Source organism: Streptomyces auratus (assembly GCF_050433025.1).
Taxonomy (GTDB): Bacteria; Actinomycetota; Actinomycetes; order Streptomycetales; family Streptomycetaceae; genus Streptomyces; species Streptomyces sioyaensis.
Genome location: NZ_JBNGCB010000001.1, coordinates 3,777,400 through 3,795,878, shown reverse-complemented (window position 1 = coordinate 3,795,878; position 18,479 = coordinate 3,777,400). Strand labels below are relative to the sequence as shown.

Sequence of the window (18,479 nt, the reverse complement as noted above, 5' to 3'; positions counted from 1 at the left end):
GTTGGTGTGGGGCTGTGACGTAGGCGCGGACGCCCGGGTAGGGAGAGACGGACGCAAGGGGATGGAGAGGGGGATAAGGGGCACCGGGTCGGTTCAGTCCCCTCCCGACGACTTGTCCGCCCGTACCGCGCGCTCGACCGCATGCGCCGTCGCCATCTCCTGCGCGAGCCGCTTCATCGTGCGGCGGGCGGCGCGGTGCTCGCGGCCCGCCAGGATCTTGCGGTCCAGGTCGGTCGCCGAGACCAGTGCGGCGAGCACCCGGCTGCGGCGGTCCGGGAACCCCGCGGCCGATGCCGCCGCGAAGCGCTCCCGGACCGGGCCCGCAAGATCCACCGCCCCGGCCGGGAAACGCTCGTACGGGAAGAGGCCAAGCGCGCGCCGGGACTCCCTGCGCAGTGCCCCGCGCGCCACCAGCCGCCGCAGGCACAGCTCCTGGACCGGCCGGCCGGCGCGCTGCACCCAGCGCCGGGCGGGGACGCCCCGGCGCTGCTTGGCCGGCGCCGGCAGTGCCGCCAGCGCGCCGTCCAGCACCGGATCGCCCGGCGGCAGCGGATTGACCACCGTGATCCGGCCGCCGCGCTCCACGGTGAGCCGCCCCGCCTCCTCCAGCTCGGCCAGCGCCGCGCCGGCCAGCCCCCACTGCAGATGCCGGGAGTTGTTCCGGGGCCGGCCGCGGACCGGTTCGAGGGCGAGCAGCAGCAGCTCCTCCGGGAGGGTGAGCGGCGCGAGGGTCATACCGCGGGCAGGACGCGGCCGCTGACCTCGCCCAGCCCGATCCGGGCTCCGTCCGGGCCGGGTGCCCAGGCGGCGAGGGTGACCTCGTCGCCGTCCTGGAGGTAGGGGCCCTTGCCGTGGGTGAGTTCGAGCAGGCAGCCGAGCTGATCGGGGTCGGGCCCGGAGACCGTGCCGGAGGCGAACAGATCGCCGGTGCGCAGCGAGGCGCCGTTGACGGTCATATGGGCGAGCTGCTGGGCCGCGGTCCAGTACATGGCCGAGAACGGCGGCCGGGAGACGGTCTCGCCGTTGATCCGCACCTCGATCCGGAGGTCGATGCCGCCCGGCTCCGCCGCCGAGTCGTCGAGGTAGGGCAGCAGCGGGAAGTCCCGGGCGGGCGGCGGCGTACGGGCCTCGTCGAGGGCGTCCAGCGGGGTGATCCAGGCGGAGACGGAGGTGGCGAAGGACTTGCCGAGGAACGGGCCGAGCGGCACGTACTCCCAGGCCTGGATGTCGCGTGCGGACCAGTCGTTCACCAGGCAGACGCCGAAGACGTGGTCGCGGAAGGAGCCGAGGCCGACCGGCTCGTGGAGCGTGGAGGGGGTGCCGACGACGAAGCCGACCTCGGCCTCGATGTCGAGGCGGAGGGACGGACCGAAGGACGGCAGCTCCTCGTCGGGAGCCTTGCGCTGGCCCTGGGGCCGTACGACCGGGGTGCCGGTGGGGACGACGGTGCCCGCCCGGCCGTGGTAGCCGATCGGCAGATGCTTCCAGTTGGGGGGCAGCGCCGCGTCGTTGGGGCGGAAGATCCGGCCGACGTTGGTGGCGTGGTGCTCGCTGGAGTAGAAGTCGACGTAATCGGCGACCTCGAAGGGGAGGTGCAGGGTGACCTCGTCCAACGGGTGGAACAGCGGTGCCACTTCGTCGCGGTGCGCGGGGTCGCTCACGGCGCTGCGGACGGCCGCGCGGATCTGCTGCCAGACGGGCCGGCCGGCCGCCAGCAGCGGGTTGAGGGTCGGTGCCGCGAGCAGTTCGGCGTGCGGATGGATGGCGGCGGGCAGGGCGCTCGGCAGGGCACTCAGATCGAGGACCCGGTCGCCGTAGCGGACGCCGATGCGGTGCCGGCCGGGTGCGTCGGCCGTGCTGAAGACGCCGTAGGGGAGGTTGTGCGGGCCGAAGGGATCGCCTTCCGCCAGGTCGAACGGGCTCTGCTCGGGCATGGACAGCTCCTCGCGTTCGTCGTCGCCGGTGGGCGGCCGGGCCCGGTGGCCCGCAGGCCGTGCGGCCCGTTGATCAGAGTACGGCCGGGCGCCGGCCGCCGGGGCGGTTGGGGCGTGACGGCGCGGATGCGTAGGAAGACAGGGCTTCATCGCGCCGTGCGCTGCGCCCCGGCGCCCCGGCAATGTCCGGAAAAGCCTTGCTGCACTACGCAATTCGGGCCTAGCTTCCTTTCCTGGCGCGGGCCGGGGAGGGGCCGTGCCGTTGGGGGGGGACGCGTGGCTCGCAGTGGCGCACGGCTCGCGGTCGACCGGAGCGTTCCCGGGGTGCCCTCGCCGGCCGTCGTCTTTCCCCGCTCGTACGCGGAGATCGAGGCGTACTCCTGGCGGGCGCGCCGCCCGGTGGTGGCCACGAACCGCGAGGCGTCCGTCCGTCGCAGGCGGCCCGCCGTCGGCGCGCAGTTCCGGCGAGCAAGGGAGGGACCGAAGTGAACACTCCGGTAGCGGTGGTCGGGGCCGGGCCGTACGGCCTGTCGGCGGCCGCGCACCTACGGGCGCGCGGCCTGCCGGTGCGGGTCTTCGGGCAGCCCATGGTGAGCTGGCGCGCGCAGATGCCCGCGGGGATGCTGCTCACGTCGACGCCGGCGGCCTCCAGCATCGACGTCCCGCAGCCCGGGCACGGCCTCGGTGACTTCTGCGCGGCGACGGGGGAGGGGCCGTACGAGTCGGACTGGGACCTCGTCCCCGTCGAGTCCTTCGTCCGGTACGGACAGTGGGTGCAGCAGCGGCTGGTCCCCGATCTTGAGCAGGTCCGGGTGGTCTCGGTCGACCGGCGGGCCGACGGCTTCGAGCTGAAGCTGGACAGCGGGGAGCAGGTCGGCGCGCGGGCGGTGGTCGTCGCCACGGGGCTGAGCGGGCTGGCGCAGCTGCCGCCGGAGCTGGCCGCGGCGATCCCGGACGGCCCGTCCGCCACCGGGCCGGTCTCGCACAGTTCGCAGCACCACGACCTGGCCGCGCTGGCCGGCCGGTCGGTGGTCGTGATCGGCGCCGGGCAGTCGGCGCTGGAGAGCGCGGTGCTGCTGGCCGAGGCGGGCGCGGAGTCCGTACGGGTGGTGGCGCGCGGCCCCGGCGCGGTGGGCTTCGGCGCGCCGCCGGACCGGCAGCCCCGCCTGCGCCCGTCGTCGCCGTTCGGCAACGCCTGGTCGCTGTATGCGCTGTCGCACCACGCCGGCGCCTTCCGCCGGCTGCCGGTGCCCGCCCGGCGGTATCTGGTGCGCCGGGTGCTCGGCCCGCGGGGGGCGTGGTGGCTGCGGGACCGGTTCACCGGCCGGGTGCAGGTGACGCAGGGGCGGCGGATCGTGCGGGCCACGGTCCGCGACGGCCGCCCCGTCCTGGCGCTGCGCGGCGCCGACGGGCAGGGCGGGGAGCTCGTCGCCGATCATGTGCTGGCCGCGACCGGCTACCGGATGGATCTGGCGGCGCTGGACTTCCTGGGCCAGGGGCTGCGCACCGGGATCGTGACGCGGGCCGGCGGACCGCTGCTGACCGCCGGCTTCCGCTCGTCCGTACCGGGGCTGTACTTCACGGGGTTGCCGGCGGCGGCCTCGTTCGGGCCGGTGCTGCGCTTCGTGTGCGGCACGGGGTTCGCCTCACCGCGGCTGGCACGGGCGGTGGCGCGGGCGTACGGGTGAGCGCGGGGCGGCGGCGGGGCGGGATCTGGGCCGGGGGCGCTCCCATCCTGGCTGAAAACGGCGGGTTTCTCGCCGGTATTCGGCTCTCCCGCTCCCTCCTGTGACGGCTGCGACGCAGGGGGACCGTACGGCCCCGGCCCGCCCCGCGCTCCCGCGCCGGACGCACGTCAACCGGCGTTCCGGAACGCACCTGCCAGGGGGGCACGGTGCTTCCGGGGCGGTTCGGGGGGCGGGCGCTCACGGTGATCGAACTGCGACCGGATACGCTGGCCAATGGTGGAGACAGCGACAGATCGACGTGCAGTTTGATCGTCAGCAGACAGGAGTACCCCTCGTGACCGTCGTCGGGCCCTTCGGGCTGAGCGTGCGGGACCAGGCTCTTGAGGCCGATGTCCAGGCCGGGTTGGCGGCTGTCGAGGAGGGCCTGCTGGAGGCCACCAAGAGCGACGTGCCGTTCATCACCGAATCCGCGCAGCATCTGGTGCGCGCGGGCGGCAAGCGGTTCCGGCCGCTGCTGGTGATGCTGGCCGCGCAATTCGGTGACCCCTACAGCCCCGGCGTGGTGCCCTCCGCGGTCGTGGTGGAGCTGACACATCTGGCGACGCTCTACCACGACGACGTGATGGACGAGGCGGATGTGCGCCGCGGCGTGGCCAGCGCCAACGCCCGCTGGGGCAACTCCGTCGCGGTGCTGACCGGCGACTTCCTGTTCGCCCGCGCCTCGCACATCCTCGCCGACCTCGGACCGGACGCGGTCCGGATCCAGGCCGAGGCGTTCGAGCGCCTGGTGACCGGCCAGATCCTGGAGACCGCCGGACCGCGCGACGGCCGCGACCCCATCGACCACTACCTGGACGTCCTCGCGGGCAAGACCGGCTCGCTGGTCGCCGTCGCGGGGCGCTTCGGCGCGATGATGTCGGGCGCCGACGAGTCGACGGTCAACATCCTCACCCAGTACGGCGAGCGGCTGGGCACCGCCTTCCAGTTGGCCGACGACGTCCTGGACATCGCCAGCGACTCCCATGAATCGGGCAAGACCCCCGGCACGGACCTGCGCGAGGGCATCCCGACGCTGCCCGTACTGCGCCTGCGGGCGCGGGCCGAGAGCAGCTCCGGCACGCCCGAGGACCGCGCGCTGTGCGAGCTGCTGGCCGGCGACCTCACCGACGACGCACGGCACGCTGAGGCGCTGGCCGGGCTGCGCGCCCACCCGGCGCTCGAAGAGGCCCGGCGGGACACCGTCCGCTACGCCGAGGAGGCGCGCGCCTCGCTGGCGCCGCTGCCGTCGTGCATGGCCAAGGCGGCCCTCGAAGGCCTCTGCGACGCGGTGGTGCACCGGGCGGGCTGAGCCTTCCCCGAGGGCCCGCCCCTGAGGGCCGGTCCGTCATCCCCTAGGGAGTGATCAGACTCCCGGCGTACGGGGTTCCGCCGTGAGGTGACCGGGCGTCATACCTCAGCAGTACGACAAGTTGCTCCCGCGGGCTGACGCGTTGAGCCGGGCGATTTGGTGAGATGGAAACCACCAGAGCGCGGCGGACGGGCCACAAGGAACCCAGGGGTGGACTGGTGGACAGTGCAACAACCGCCGCATACGACGGAGGTAGGGCACATGCCACGCAACGAACCGACAGAGGGCACCGACGGGTGGGACGGGGAGGGTTCCCCGAGGCGCCGTAAGGCGGTGCGGTACGCCGTACCGGTCGCGGTGGCGGGGTTGGCGGCGGCCACGATCGGGCTGGTCCCGGCGTTCGCCGGTTCGGGTTCTCCGGATCTGCCGAAGATTTCGGCGCAGGACCTGATAGCCAAGATGGCCAAGTCGGACGTCCAGCAGCTCTCCGGCACGGTCCGGGCCAGCGCGGACCTCGGCCTGCCGTCCCTGCCGGGCGGCGCCGGCGGCGCGGGCGCCCTCGGCGGCGGGAAGGGCGGGGACGGCGGATCCGCCGACCCGCAGAGCAAGCTGATGGAGCTGGCGTCCGGTGCGCACACGCTCCGCGTCGCCGCCGACGGCCCCGACAAGCAGCGGGTGTCGATCGTCGACAAGGCCGCCGAGTACAGCCTCGTCCACAACGGCAACGAGGTGTGGGGCTACGACAGCGGCAGCAACACCGCCTTCCACCACACCGCGCCCGAGGCCGGCAGGCACGGCAAGCAGCAGGCCCCGAAGGACCTTCCGCAGGGCCTGCAGAACGCCACTCCGCAGGACCTCGCGAAGCAGGCCCTCCAGGCGGCCGGCGACACGACCTCGGTCACCGTCGACGGCACCGCCAAGGTCGCCGGGCGGGACGCCTACCAGCTGCTCATCAAGCCCAAGCAGACCGCCTCGACGGTCGGCTCGATCCGGATCGCGGTCGACGCCGCCAACGGTGTGCCGCTGAAGTTCACCCTGACCCCCAAGAGCGGTGGCGCGGCCGCCATCGACGTCGGCTTCACCAGCGTCGACTTCGCCAAGCCCGCCGCGAGCACCTTCGCCTTCACCCCGCCCAAGGGCGCCAAGGTCGTCAAGGGCGACGAGGCGGGCGCGACGGCGCAGCGCGAGCACGGCATGCACGGCACGCACGGCAAGGACAGGAAGGCCGTCACCGAGGACATGGGCGGGCTGAACGTCCTCGGCAAGGGCTGGACGTCCATCGCCACCATCAAGGGTGACGGCTCCGGCCTGCCCTCCGGCAAGGGCGAGGGCAAGGGCAAGGGGAGCGGCGGCGACGCCGCCGCGTTCCTGGACAGCATCGGCGACAAGGTGCACGGCTCCTTCGGCTCCGGCCGGGTCTTCAGCACCCGCCTGGTCAACGCCCTGGTGACGGACAACGGCACGCTCTACGTCGGCGCCGTCGACAAGCAGGCCCTGATCGACGCGGCCAACGCCGCCAAGTAACGGGCCCCGCAGCCCCCGCGGGACCGCCGCGCCGCCCCTCCCCGGGCGGCGCGGCGTGGCCCGCAGCCCCACCCGTACGACCTGCGGAGCCCGCCGATGCCGCCGCCGCCCGCACCGCGGCCGAACGGCCCGCGGACCGAAGGGCCCGGCCCGGGGCACGCGCCGGCCGGGGACCCGGCGATCGAGACACGGGGGCTGAGCAAGGCCTACCGTGGCCGGCTCGCCGTCGACGGTCTGCAGGCGCTGTACGCCCTGGTGTTCCGCTCGGCGGCCTGGGCGCGCTTCACCAGCCGGGACATCACTGCTTGAGGCCGCCGGGGGGCTGTGGTGCCGACGTCGGTGCCGCGGCGGTCCGCGCCGCCGCCGCTTCCCGGGCCGCGTCCGCCGCCTGGGCCGCGTCCGCCGCCCGGACCGCCTCGGCCGCGGCCACCTCGCCCGAGCGGGCCGCTGCGTCGGCGAGTGCCGCCCGCCCCCGCCGGGCGGTCCGCAGCGCATCCCAGGTCAGCATCGTCAGGGCCGCCCACACGAGCGCGAAGCCGGCCCAGCGCTCCGCCGGCATCTCCTCGTGGAAGACGGTGAGCCCCAGCAGGAACTGGAAGGTCGGCGCCAGATACTGCAACATCCCGATCATGGTCAGCGGCAGCCGCATGGCCGAGGCGCCGAAGCAGATCAGCGGCACGGCGGTGGCGATGCCGCAGCCCGCGAGCAGCAGCGCCTGGCCCACCCCGCCGGTGGTGAAGCTGGCGTCGCCGTGCAGGGCGAGGAAGATCAGGAAGCCCAGTGCGGGGAGCATCTGCATCGCCGTCTCGGCGCTGAAGCCCTCGATGCCGTCGAGCTTGACGCCCTTTTTGATCAGCCCGTACGTCGCGAAGGAGAAGGCCAGCCCGAGCGCGATCCAGGGCACCTTGCCGTAGGCGACGGTCATCACGACGACGGCCACGGCGCCGACCCCCACCGCCGTCCACTGCAGCGGCCGCAGTCGCTCGCGCAGAAACAGCACGCCGAAGGCGATGCTGACCAGCGGGTTGATGAAGTAGCCGAGCGAGGCCTCCAGGACGTGACCGGCGTTGACCGCCCAGATGTAGAGGAACCAGTTCGTCGAGATGACCACCGCGCAGAGCAGGATCAGCGCGAGCCTCCGGGGCTGCCGCAGCAGCGGGCCTATCCAGGACCAGCGGCGGAGCACGGCCAGGATGACGAGCGCGACGGGCAGCGACCACACCATGCGATGGGCCAGGATCTCGGACGGCGCGGCGGCGTCCAGCAGATGCCAGTAGAGGGGCAGCAGGCCCCACATGGTGTAGGCGGCGACGCCGTAGGCGAGTCCGGCACGCTGATCGCTTCGAGTCTGCAAGGGACCCTCCTGGTGGCGCATCGTCGACTCTGCGAAAGGTAGCGCCACGCGGCCGGTCTGTCATGTGTGTTTTGCCATACGGTCATGACGAGGCGACCAGGGCGGGAGATCCCCCGTGCGGGCAGGCGCCAGGAGGGGCGCGGCTCCCATGACGTGAGCGGGCGCGGCTCCGGAAACGGCGAGCGGGGTGCCCGTACGGGACGCCGTATGACGTCCCGTACGGACACCCCGCAGGTGCCCTTGAGGGTCTTCCCGTGGACGGTCCCGCCCGGGGAACGTCCGTGGACCGGCGGACCGGTCGTCAGCCGACGACGGTCCAGGTGTCGTTGCCGGCCAGCAGGGCGGCCAGATCGCCCTTGCCCTTCTGCTCGATGGCGGCGTCCAGTTGGTCGGACATCAGGGTGTCGTAGACCGGCCGGTCGACGCTGCGCAGCACACCGATGGGGGTGTGGTGGAGGGTGTCGGGGTCGGCGAGCCGGGAGAGGGCGAAAGCCGTGGTGGGCGAGGGGTTGTGCGCGTCGTGGACCAGCACACCGCCGGTGCCCTCCTCCCGGACGTCGATGATCTTGAGGTCGCCGGTGGCCGGGTCGCGGACCACGCCCTTGGAGCCGAGGCCGTCGGGGGCCAGGGCACCGAAGCGGATCGGCTGCCCGTGTTCGAGCCGGATCACGGCCTCCTGGGCCTGCTCCTTGTCCTTGAGGACCTCGAAGGCGCCGTCGTTGAAGATGTTGCAGTTCTGGTAGATCTCCACCAGCGCCGTGCCGGGGTGGGCGGCGGCCTCGCGCAGCACCGAGGTGAGGTGCTTGCGGTCGGAGTCGATGGTGCGGGCCACGAAGGACGCCTCGGCGCCCAGCGCCAGCGAGACCGGGTTGAACGGCGCATCCAGCGAGCCCATCGGCGTCGACTTGGTGATCTTGCCGACCTCGGAGGTGGGGCTGTACTGGCCCTTGGTCAGCCCGTAGATCCGGTTGTTGAACAGCAGGATCTTGAGGTTGACGTTGCGCCGCAGGGCGTGGATGAGGTGGTTGCCGCCGATGGACAGCGCATCGCCGTCGCCCGTGACGACCCACACGGACAGATCGCGCCGCGAGGAGGCCAGGCCGGTGGCGATGGCCGGGGCGCGGCCGTGGATGGAGTGCATCCCGTAGGTGTTCATGTAGTACGGGAAGCGGGAGGAGCAGCCGATGCCGGAGACGAAGACGATGTTCTCCTTCGCCAGGCCGAGCTCGGGCATGAAGCCCTGCACGGCGGCGAGGACGGCGTAGTCACCGCAGCCGGGGCACCAGCGCACTTCCTGATCGGACTTGAAGTCCTTCATGGACTGCTTGGCCTCGGCCTTGGGCACCAGGGACAGCGCCTCGATCTGCGAGGGCCGCTCCGAGATCGCCTCAGTCATTGATGGCCTCCTTAAAGACCTCCGCAAGCTGCTCGGCCTTGAACGGCATTCCGCTGACCTGGGTGTGCGAGCGCGCGTCCACGAGGTACCTGGCGCGCAGCAGGGTGGCGAGCTGTCCGAGGTTCATCTCCGGCACGATCACCTTGTCGTAACGCGCCAGGACCTCGCCGAGATTCCGCGGGAAGGGGTTGAGATGGCGCAGATGGGCCTGCGCGATGCGCTCCCCGGACCGCCGTACGCGCCGGACCGCCGCGGTGATCGGGCCGTACGTCGAACCCCAGCCGAGGACCAGGGTGTCGGCACCCTGGCCGCTGTCGTCGGCGGGGTCGTCGACCTCGATGTCCGGGACCTCGACGCCGTCGATCTTCGCCTGGCGGGTGCGCACCATGAAGTCGTGGTTGGCGGGGTCGTAGGAGATGTTGCCGGTGCCGTCCTGCTTCTCGATGCCGCCGATGCGGTGCTCCAGGCCCGGCGTGCCCGGCACCGCCCAGGGGCGGGCCAGCGTCTGCCCGTCGCGCTTGTACGGCCAGAAGACCTCGGTGCCGTCCGCCAGCTGGTGGTTGGGGCCGGACGCGAACTGCACGCGCAGATCGGGGAGTTCGTCGACGTCCGGGATCCGCCACGGTTCGGAGCCGTTGGCCAGATAGCCGTCGGAGAGCAGGAAGACGGGGGTGCGGTAGGTGAGCGCGATCCGGGCCGCGTCCAGCGCCGCGTCGAAGCAGTCGGCGGGAGTCCGGGGCGCCACGATCGGCACCGGCGCCTCGCCGTTGCGGCCGTACATCGCCTGGAGCAGATCGGCCTGCTCGGTCTTCGTGGGCAGACCCGTCGAGGGCCCGCCGCGCTGGATGTCCACGACCAGCAGCGGCAGTTCAAGACTGACCGCCAGACCGATGGTCTCCGACTTCAGTGCCACACCGGGGCCGGAGGTGGTCGTCACCGCCAGCGCACCGCCGAACGCCGCGCCCAGCGCCGCGCCGATACCGGCGATCTCGTCCTCCGCCTGGAACGTCCGCACACCGAAGTTCTTGTGCTTGGACAGCTCGTGCAGGATGTCGGAGGCCGGGGTGATGGGGTACGAGCCCAGATACAGCGGCAGATCCGCCTGCCGGCCCGCCGCGATCAGCCCGTAGGACAGCGCGAGATTCCCGGAGATGTTGCGGTAGGTGCCGGTCGGGAAGGCCTTCGTCGCCGGTGCGACCTCGTAGGAGACGGCGAAGTCCTCCGTCGTCTCACCGAAGTTCCAGCCCGCCCGGAAGGCGGTGACGTTCGCCTCCGCGATGTCCGGCTTCTTGGCGAACTTCGCCCGCAGGAACGCCTCGGTGCCCTCGGTCGGCCGGTGGTACATCCACGACAGCAGCCCCAGCGCGAACATGTTCTTGCTGCGCTCGGCCTCCTTGCGGGAGAGCCCGAAATCCTTGAGCGCCTCGATCGTCAGCGTGGTCAGCGGCACCGGGTGGACGTGGTAGGCCTCCAGCGAGCCGTCCTCCAGCGGACTCGTCGCATAGCCGACCTTCGCCATCGGGCGCTTGGTGAACTCATCGGTGTTGACGATGATGTCCGCGCCCCGGGGCACGTCCCCGATGTTCGCCTTCAGCGCCGCCGGGTTCATCGCGACCAGGACGTTCGGTGCGTCGCCGGGCGTGAGGATGTCGTGGTCGGCGAAGTGCAGCTGGAAGCTGGAGACGCCCGGCAGGGTCCCGGCAGGGGCCCGGATCTCGGCGGGGAAGTTGGGCAGCGTCGACAGGTCGTTTCCGAACGACGCCGTTTCGGAGGTGAACCGGTCACCGGTGAGCTGCATACCGTCACCGGAGTCACCGGCGAACCGGATGATCACCCGGTCCAGGCGCCGGACTTCCTTGCCTTCCGCGCCGTTACCGGATGCGCGCTGTTCCCCGACAAGCGCTGCGTCGGTCTGCTCGGCTGGGCTACTGACCTGGCTGGTCACTGCTTCGGACCTCCCTCGAGGGGTGCGGCGTCCCCGCCGGAGGCAGGGCTCGGGACGTGTCGTACCGACCGGTTGTCCCATAACCATCGTACGTGGGTAAGGGTGGCCTTCCTTAGGGCGATCGCATGCTGGACGTCAACATGAGACACCGATCTGGTGTGTTTTGTCATGAAATCACCGCCCCCGCGACCCCCTCATTCATGACGCTCCGGACTCCGCCATTGGTTCTACGCCGAAAGTCCTGAGTCCCGGTGGAAAACGCCTCGGGCCACCTACCTGACAGAGTGTCAGAGGATCAGGAGTCGAGGTAGGTGAGTACCGCGAGCACCCGGCGGTGATCCCCGTCACTCTGCGCCAGGCCCAGCTTCAGGAAGATGTTGCTGACGTGCTTCTCGACTGCACCCGCGCTGACCACCAGCTGCCGGGCGACCGCGGAGTTCGTCCGCCCCTCGGCCATCAGCCCCAGGACTTCCCGCTCCCGGGGCGTCAGATGCGCCAGCACGTCCTGCCGGCGGCTGCGGCCCAGCAGCTGCGCCACCACCTCCGGGTCCAGCGCGGTCCCGCCCCCGGCGACCCGGACCACCGCGTCGACGAACTCCCGCACCTCGGCCACCCGGTCCTTGAGCAGATAGCCGATGCCCCGGGTGGAGCCGGCCAGCAGCTCCGTGGCGTACTGCTCCTCGACGTACTGCGAGAGCACCAGCACTCCCAGGCCGGGGTGGTCCCGGCGGAGCCGGATGGCGGCCCGTACGCCTTCGTCGGTGTGCGTCGGCGGCATCCGTACGTCCGCGACCACCACGTCCGGCAGCGCGCCCTCGTCCGCCAGCCCCCCGATCACCTCGATCAGCGCCTCGGCGTCCGCCACGCCCGCCACGACCTCGTGCCCCCGGTCGGTGAGCAGCCGGGTCAGGCCCTCCCGCAGCAGCACCGAATCCTCGGCGATGACCACCCGCACCTTGTCCTCCACGGCTCAGATTCCCCCATGCCCCGTCGCGTCCCGCTCTGCTGCCCCCAGCTTCCCAGCATCCGGACGGGGGCGAGGCGGGGAAGGGGGGATCAGCAGCGGGCCGGGGGCGCCGGGCCGGGAGCCGGCGCCGCCGGCCCGGGAGTCAGCCGCGCCACGGCAGCTCGGCGGTGATGCGGGTCGGGCCGCCGGCCGGGGAGTGAACGACCAGCAGGCCGTCGACGGATTCCAGGCGCTCGGCCAGGCCCGCCAGACCGGTGCCGGCACCGGTGTGCGCGCCTCCCTGGCCGTCGTCCGCGACGAGCACCATCAGCCGGTCCTCGGTGCGCCAGACGTCCAGCGTCGCGCTGCCGGCCATGGCGTGCTTGGAGACGTTCTGCAGCAGCTCGGAGGCGGTGAAGTAGGCGATGCCCTCGATCGCCGCGGCCGGGCGGGGCATGGGCTCGACGCTCACCGAGACCGGCACCGTGCACCGCGCGGCCAGCGCCGACAGCGCCGGGCCGAGCCCGCGGTCGGTCAGGATCGCCGGGTGGATGCCGCGGGCCAGGTCCCGCAGCTCCTGGAGCGCGATCTTCACCTCGCCGTGCGCCTCATCCACCATCTTCGCGGCGGCCTGCGGGTCCTCGGCCAGCTTCTCCCTGGCCAGGCCCAGGTCCATGGCGAGCGAGACCAGCCGGGCCTGGGCGCCGTCGTGCAGATCGCGCTCGATGCGGCGCAGGTCGGCCGCCGCGGTGTCCACCACCACCCCGCGGTCCGACTCCAGCTCCACGACCCGGGTGGCGAGCGAGGAGGGCCCCAGCAGGCCCTGGACCATGATCCGGTCCACCTGGGTCAGCCCGCGGATCACCCACGGCCCGGCCAGCACCATCAGCAGCCCGATCCCGCCGGTGAACCCGATCTCCGCCGGGGTGTCGAGGAAGGAGCTGTGACCGCTGCCGTCGTCCCACATCAGGATGCCCGGCCGGTCGAGGTACTCGGGGAAGGTCCACCTCCACAGGGGGTAGGCCAGCAGCACCCACCCGACGGACCAGAACGCCACCGAGAAGACGAAGGTGAAGAGCGCCCACGGGAAGTGCACCAGGGAGTAGACGACGTGCCGCCAGGACTCCCCGCTCTTCAGCACGGCCCCGACCCACCCCATCGGCCCCGGCTTGGCGGGCCGGACCGGCCCCGGATCGGCGACGTCCAGTCCCAGCAGGGCGCGGGCCCGCGCGCGCTCCAGGCTGCCGAGGCCGCGGGCGCCGGCGAGACCGGCGGCCAGCACCGGGATGCCCAGGAACGTCACCAGCAGCCCGGCGCCCAGGGACACCACCACCATCGTGTAGGTGAACATCACCAGGGACATCGGGAGGTTGAGCAAGAGGTACAGGGTCTCCCGCCAGGTGCGCCCGGAGAACGGGGCGCGCAGCCCCACGGGCACACGGGAGCCGGGGTGCTGCGGTGCGTATGCGGAATCCATCGTCTCGTCGTCCGTTCTGCCGGTTGTGGCGCTGCCCCTGGGGTGCGCCGCCGCCCTGTCGGCGCCGTGCCCGCTCCCCGGGCCGGGCGCTCTCGTCCGTCCTCACCAGAGTCCGCGCCCGGTGCCCGGCGCACCATGAGGGCCTTCGCAGTCTTCGACGGGGGTTTTCCCCACCCCCTCCGGACGCGCGGCCGGGCGCCACGGCGGCCGGACCGGTGGGCGCCGCGGACACCGCCCCTCAGCGGCCCCTCGACGCCGCTGCCGGCTCCGTCCGCGCCCGCCACGGCAGTTCCGCCGTCACCCGGGTGGGCCCGCCCACCGGCGAATCCAGTACGAACAGCCCGTCCACCGACCCCAGCCGCCCGGCGAGCCCGGCCATCCCGCTGCCGCCGTCCAGCCGCGCCCCGCCCCGCCCGTCGTCCGACACCAGGATCAGCAGCCGGTCGCCCGCCCGTCGCCCGCCACCGCCCCGGTCCGAGGGCCCTGCGGGCCCGCCCCCCTCGACTCGCCACACCTCGACCGACGCCTGCCGCGCCGCACTGTGCTTGGAGACGTTCTGCAGCAGCTCCGAGACGGTGAAGTAGGCGATGCCCTCGATGGCGGGCGCGGGCCGCTCGTCCAGGTCCACCGAGGTGGTCACCGGCACGGTGCAGCGCCCGGCCAGCGAGGACAGGGCGGGCCCCAGCCCGCGGTCGGTGAGGATCGCCGGGTGGATGCCGCGGGCCAGGTCCCGCAGCTCCTGGAGCGCGAGCTTCACCTCGCCGTGCGCCTCGTCCACCATCGCCGCCGCCGCTTCCGGGTCCTCCAGCAGCTTCTCCTTGGCCAGCCCGAGCCCCATCGCGAGCGCCACGAGCCGGGCCTGCGCGCCGTCGTGCAGATCCCGTTCGATGCGCCGCAGGTCGGCGGCCGCGGTGTCGGTGACCGTCACCCGGTCCGACTCCAGCTCGGCGATCCGCCGCTCCAGCTCGTCGGAGGGGGAGAGCAGAGCGCGCACCATCGCCCGGTCCACGTTGGACAGCCAGCGCGCCACCCACGGCAGCACCGGCCACCCCACGACCAGCAGGACGAGGACGACCGTGAAGGTGAGGAGCACCCACGGCAGCCGGACGAAGGCGAACAGCGCATGCCGCCAGGCGACCGGATCCTTCAGACACGTCCACAACCACGGGAAGAACCCCCGCTCCCGCGGCCGCAGCCGGCTCGGCTCCGCGACCCGTACGCCGAGCAGCGCCGCCGCCCGGGCGCGCTCCAGCCTCCCGTACTGCCGGCACGCCAGCAGCCCCGTCGCCAGCAGCGGCAGTCCCACCACGGTGATGGACAGCCCGATGCCCAGCGTGAGCCACACCAGCACGAGCACGAACGCCGCGACGCCCAGCGGGAAGTTGGCCAGCAGATACGCGATCTCCCGCCACATCGGGCCGCTGAGCAGCGCTCGGGGCGGCGGTGGCGGGGCGTCGCCAAGGGCGTCATCAGCAGCACTGGACCGGGATCTCTCCGTCATACGCCCAGCCTGCCCGGCGGCTCCCCTTGGTGCCATGGGGTTGAGGGGGTGGCGGACGGTGGGGTTTTCCTCACCCCGCGCAGCCTCGTCGCCCCCGCGCACGGCAACGGCCCGGCCGGCCGCGGCCCGTGGGCGAATTGCTCCGGCCGTGCTGGACAGGTTGTCGCAGGGGCGCCGTATCGTGTCGCGGTACGGAACGGGAGGGGGCGACGATGGCGCGGAACTGCGACGGCCAGTTGCGGGAGCCGGTTTCCGCGGCGGACGGTTCGCGTGCGCCCGGAGTGAGCTCCACACACAGCAACACAGGGACCGCGGCGGCATGGTGAGTGTAAGTACGGAGCGGGATCCCGGGGCCGTGTCGGCCACCTCCCTCGGCCGGGTCGTCCCTGACGCGACGGGCGGGGCCGCCGACGATCCGGCGGTGCACGGCTGGCACTGGGGCGAGCGGAGCCGGACGTGGACGGCCGGTGCGGCGAGTGTGCTGCCGGCCCTCATCGCCGGGACGGCGGCGGCGAGTTGGTACGGGCCCGGTGCTGCCGCACTCGGGCTCGGGATCGCCGGGGCTCTTGCCGCGGCGGCCGGAGCCCTCTGCGGGTGGCTCGGCCGGCGTCCGCTGGGCACCGCGCTGGTGGTGCTGGGCGGTGCGCTCGGCGTGCTCGCCTCGTGGCAGGCCTCCTCGGCCGGCACGGTGCGGCTGGCGGCAGTCGGACTGACCGTCGCGGCCGTGCTCGCGCTGCTCGGGGCCGGTACGGAGCTGGGGCGCGGCGGACTCGTCGGCGCGGCGACGATCGCGTGCGCGGTGGGCGTCTGGGAGGCCGGGCTGGCGCTGACCGGTGTGGCCCGTACGGGAGTTGCGCTCGGTGTGGTCTCGGTACTGGTGCTGGGGTATCTGCCCCGGCTGGCGCTGCGGGCGGCCGGGCTGACCCGGCTCGACGACCGGCACTCCGGCGATGCGCCGGTGAGCCGCCACCAGGTGGCGACCGCGCGGGGCGCGACCCATCGCCATCTCGCGCCGGCCACCGTCGCCGTGGCGGCCTCCGCGGGCGCGGCGGGAGCGCTGGCCGCGGGGCAGGGGGACGGCTGGTCGGTCGCCGCCGCGGCCCTGTTGTGCGTGGTGACGCTGTCGCGGGCGCGGGCCTACCCCCTGGCCGTCGAGGTCATCGCCCTGCTGGCGGCCGGTGCGGCGGTCGGGGTGTGTCTGCTGCTGCGGTGGGCGGCCGGTTCGGGCGATCCGTCGGGTGCGCTGGCCGTGTGGGGTGTGCTGACGGTGCTGCCGCTCGGCGTGCTCGCGCTGCGGGTGCCGGAGCGGGTGCGGGTCCGGCTGCGCCGGCTGCTGAATCTCGTCGAGTCGGTCAGTGTGGTGGCGCTGATCCCGGTGGCCCTCGGGGCGCTCGGGGTCTACGGCCGGCTGCTGCATACGTTCTGAGCCGGGGAGACGGGGATGGACATGGCAGCGGACGGGCCGGCGGCGGCGACGGACGGACCGGCAGGAGTGGAGGGATCGGCGGCGCCGGATGGGTCGGCAGCAGCGGGTGGACCGGTGGCCTCGGGTGGACCGGCGCAGAACAACTGGCAGCACGATCTGCTGCGTGATCTTGGTGGGGGAGCGATGACGCCGGGTACGGGCGGGGGGCCGGATACGGACACAGGGCCGGCGACGGCCGGCGGCTCGCCCCTGTCCGGCCCGGGGCACGCGGCCGACGCGATATCCGCCTCCGCCCCGGTCGACGCGAGTGTGTGGGACACGCCCACGACCGCGAAGGCGGCGCCGGCCGGGCCCGAGCAGACGGGTGCGCCGTCCGCCGGGCCGATGCCGACGGCTGCCCATGCCGCCCCGCCCGGCGCCGGCGGCGCGCCCGGCCCCATGCCGACGCCCGTGCCGTCGGCCCCCGCGCCCCCGGCCCCTCCCACACCGGCACCCCACCCCGGCCCGGGGCACGCGGCCCCCGCCCCCACTCCGTCCGTGGGGGCTCCCCAGCCGGGACCGCCCCCGCAGGCCGCCGCGCCCGCTCCCGCCCCCGTGCACACGCCCATGCCCCTGCACTCGCCCGCTCCCGTCCGCGGGTCCGCCCCGGCCCGCAGGTCCGGGCCCACCCCCGTCTCCGTACCGCTGATGCCGCCCGAACTGGACGCGCTGCGGAGCAAGCCGCGGCACGGGGAGTCCGTCGCCCAGCGCGCGGGGCGGGCCGTACGGCGGGCCATCGCGTCGGCCCCCGCGGCCGAGACCACCGCCGTCACGCAGACCGCGTACGCCATCCAGCAGCCGGTCACCACCGGCCGGCAGATCTCGGTGACCAGCATCCGGGGCGGTGCCGGCAAGTCCACGGTCTCCGCGCTGCTGGCCCTCACCTATGCGCACTACCGCGCCGATCCGGTGCTGGCGGTCGAGGCCGATCCGGCGCTCGGCACGCTCCCGCACCGGCTGGGTGCGACGGAGGTGCGCTGGTCCGGTACCGACCTGGCGCAGATCGTCGATCCGTCGATGCTGATCACGGATCTGACGGGGTATCTGATTCCGTTTCCGGGCGGCGGCTGGCTGCTGCCCGGCAGCCAGGGCGCCATTGGCACCCGCCTGGACATCGATACGTACCGGGTCGTGATGACCTCGCTGCGCCGGTACTTCGCGACCACGGTCGTCGACTGCGAGACGCTGCCCGCGGAGGTGGCGCGCACCGCGCTGGTGACGACGCAGGCTCGGATCCTGGTCTGCCCGGCGACCCCGGAAGGCGTGGCCGCCACCCGCTCCGTCCTGGACTGGGTCGGCGGCGTCCACCCCCGGATGCTGCCGACGACGGTCGTGGTGCTCAGCCACGTCGCCCCGGACACCGGACTCGACGTCCGCAAGGCCGCCGAGCATCTCGGCGTCGGCGGCGCGGTGGTGCTTCCGCTTCCGTACGACCGCCATCTCGCGGCGGGCGGCGCGATCCGTACGGAGCTGCTCGGCGAGCGGACGCTGCAGGCGGCGGGGCGGATCGCGGCCGAGGCGATGGACCGGGCGGTCTCGCGGGCGGACAGCGGCAGCCGGCAGCGGACGGACCAGGACGCCCCGCCGGCCCCCGGCCGCGCCGGCCACCCCACGCCGTACGCGGGCGCCACGGGCCCTGGAGGGCCGGCTCCCCACGCCGCTCCGGGCGGCCCCGGCCCCTACGGCGCCCCCTCCGCCGCGGCCGGTCCCGCGCCCTACCCCTCTGCCGCGGGCGGTCCGGCGCCTTACCCCCACCCGTCAGCCCACCCCTCAGCCCACCAGTCCGCCCACCCGGGAAACCCCACCCCCTACGGCGCCCCGTCCGCCCCTCTCCACCCCCCAGGCGGCCCGCCCCGGTGAGCGCCCCAGGGGGAACATCCGGCCACCGCAGCACCTCCCGC

Annotated in this window: 15 protein-coding genes; 7 read left to right on the top strand and 8 right to left on the bottom strand. The window is 73.6% G+C overall.

Features of this window, described 5'->3' with window-relative positions:
- Window positions 1-93: 93 nt before the first annotated feature.
- Window positions 94-735, bottom strand: coding sequence for a GOLPH3/VPS74 family protein (locus BKA18_RS16405; protein WP_366047684.1), 642 nt, complete (start codon window positions 733-735; stop codon window positions 94-96).
- Window positions 732-1,934, bottom strand: a complete 1,203-nt coding sequence (gene fahA / locus BKA18_RS16400) for a fumarylacetoacetase (RefSeq protein ID WP_006604827.1) — start codon at window positions 1,932-1,934, stop codon at window positions 732-734. Before fahA ends, BKA18_RS16405 begins: the two co-directional genes overlap by 4 nt.
- 276 nt (window positions 1,935-2,210) lie before the next feature.
- Here fahA and BKA18_RS16395 point away from each other — a divergent pair, with 276 nt between their 5' ends.
- The 5 genes from BKA18_RS16395 to BKA18_RS16375 all read left to right on the top strand — a co-directional run bounded on the left by BKA18_RS16395 (window position 2,211) and on the right by BKA18_RS16375 (window position 6,803).
- On the top strand, window positions 2,211-2,423 hold the full coding sequence (locus tag BKA18_RS16395) for a hypothetical protein (protein WP_366047685.1): 213 nt from the start codon (window positions 2,211-2,213) through the stop codon (window positions 2,421-2,423).
- Complete coding sequence (locus BKA18_RS16390) at window positions 2,420-3,622, top strand: FAD-dependent oxidoreductase (protein WP_366047686.1); 1,203 nt, start codon at window positions 2,420-2,422, stop codon at window positions 3,620-3,622. Before BKA18_RS16395 ends, BKA18_RS16390 begins: the two co-directional genes overlap by 4 nt.
- Before the next feature lie 334 nt (window positions 3,623-3,956).
- Window positions 3,957-4,970, top strand: coding sequence for a polyprenyl synthetase family protein (locus BKA18_RS16385; protein WP_006604829.1), 1,014 nt, complete (start codon window positions 3,957-3,959; stop codon window positions 4,968-4,970).
- Window positions 4,971-5,231: 261 nt separating this feature from the next.
- Window positions 5,232-6,494: a LolA family protein gene (locus tag BKA18_RS16380; RefSeq protein ID WP_366047687.1), complete on the top strand. Its 1,263-nt coding sequence runs from the start codon at window positions 5,232-5,234 to the stop codon at window positions 6,492-6,494.
- A 96-nt stretch (window positions 6,495-6,590) separates the two neighbouring features.
- Window positions 6,591-6,803, top strand: a complete 213-nt coding sequence (locus BKA18_RS16375) for a hypothetical protein (RefSeq protein WP_366047740.1) — start codon at window positions 6,591-6,593, stop codon at window positions 6,801-6,803.
- On the opposite strand, the gene rarD is transcribed toward BKA18_RS16375, so the two are convergent.
- The 6 genes from rarD to BKA18_RS16345 form a co-directional block, all read right to left on the bottom strand.
- Complete coding sequence (gene rarD / locus BKA18_RS16370; protein WP_366047688.1) at window positions 6,793-7,848, bottom strand: EamA family transporter RarD; 1,056 nt, start codon at window positions 7,846-7,848, stop codon at window positions 6,793-6,795. The genes BKA18_RS16375 and rarD overlap by 11 nt on opposite strands.
- 301 nt (window positions 7,849-8,149) lie before the next feature.
- Window positions 8,150-9,244 (bottom strand): 2-oxoacid:ferredoxin oxidoreductase subunit beta, encoded by a 1,095-nt coding sequence (locus BKA18_RS16365; RefSeq protein ID WP_366047689.1) that lies wholly within the window; start codon window positions 9,242-9,244, stop codon window positions 8,150-8,152.
- The gene (locus BKA18_RS16360; protein WP_366047690.1) at window positions 9,237-11,189 is read right to left on the bottom strand and encodes a 2-oxoacid:acceptor oxidoreductase subunit alpha; all 1,953 of its coding nucleotides are present in this window, start codon (window positions 11,187-11,189) and stop codon (window positions 9,237-9,239) included. Before BKA18_RS16360 ends, BKA18_RS16365 begins: the two co-directional genes overlap by 8 nt.
- Before the next feature lie 295 nt (window positions 11,190-11,484).
- The gene (locus BKA18_RS16355) at window positions 11,485-12,144 is read right to left on the bottom strand and encodes a response regulator transcription factor (RefSeq protein ID WP_366047737.1); all 660 of its coding nucleotides are present in this window, start codon (window positions 12,142-12,144) and stop codon (window positions 11,485-11,487) included.
- Between the two features lie 154 nt (window positions 12,145-12,298).
- Window positions 12,299-13,612 (bottom strand): sensor histidine kinase, encoded by a 1,314-nt coding sequence (locus BKA18_RS16350; protein ID WP_366047691.1) that lies wholly within the window; start codon window positions 13,610-13,612, stop codon window positions 12,299-12,301.
- A gap of 238 nt (window positions 13,613-13,850) precedes the next feature.
- Window positions 13,851-15,113, bottom strand: coding sequence for a sensor histidine kinase (locus tag BKA18_RS16345; protein ID WP_366047692.1), 1,263 nt, complete (start codon window positions 15,111-15,113; stop codon window positions 13,851-13,853).
- A 355-nt stretch (window positions 15,114-15,468) separates the two neighbouring features.
- On the opposite strand from BKA18_RS16345, the gene BKA18_RS16340 reads away from it, so the two are divergent.
- Together BKA18_RS16340 and BKA18_RS16335 are read left to right on the top strand one after the other, a co-directional pair.
- Window positions 15,469-16,539, top strand: coding sequence for a secretion protein snm4 (locus tag BKA18_RS16340; RefSeq protein ID WP_366047693.1), 1,071 nt, complete (start codon window positions 15,469-15,471; stop codon window positions 16,537-16,539).
- Window positions 16,540-16,554: 15 nt separating this feature from the next.
- The gene (locus BKA18_RS16335) at window positions 16,555-18,438 is read left to right on the top strand and encodes a MinD/ParA family ATP-binding protein (protein ID WP_429638335.1); all 1,884 of its coding nucleotides are present in this window, start codon (window positions 16,555-16,557) and stop codon (window positions 18,436-18,438) included.
- Window positions 18,439-18,479: the final 41 nt, after the last annotated feature.

Coding starts and splice junctions, on each gene's coding strand:
- BKA18_RS16405 (WP_366047684.1), bottom strand. CDS start 735: ATGACCCTCGCGCCGCTCACCCTCCCGGAGGAGCTGCTGCTGCTCGCC.
- fahA (WP_006604827.1), bottom strand. CDS start 1,934: ATGCCCGAGCAGAGCCCGTTCGACCTGGCGGAAGGCGATCCCTTCGGC.
- BKA18_RS16380 (WP_366047687.1), top strand. CDS start 5,232: ATGCCACGCAACGAACCGACAGAGGGCACCGACGGGTGGGACGGGGAG.
- BKA18_RS16375 (WP_366047740.1), top strand. CDS start 6,591: ATGCCGCCGCCGCCCGCACCGCGGCCGAACGGCCCGCGGACCGAAGGG.
- BKA18_RS16365 (WP_366047689.1), bottom strand. CDS start 9,244: ATGACTGAGGCGATCTCGGAGCGGCCCTCGCAGATCGAGGCGCTGTCC.
- BKA18_RS16350 (WP_366047691.1), bottom strand. CDS start 13,612: ATGGATTCCGCATACGCACCGCAGCACCCCGGCTCCCGTGTGCCCGTG.
- BKA18_RS16345 (WP_366047692.1), bottom strand. CDS start 15,113: ATGACGGAGAGATCCCGGTCCAGTGCTGCTGATGACGCCCTTGGCGAC.
- BKA18_RS16335 (WP_429638335.1), top strand. CDS start 16,555: ATGGACATGGCAGCGGACGGGCCGGCGGCGGCGACGGACGGACCGGCA.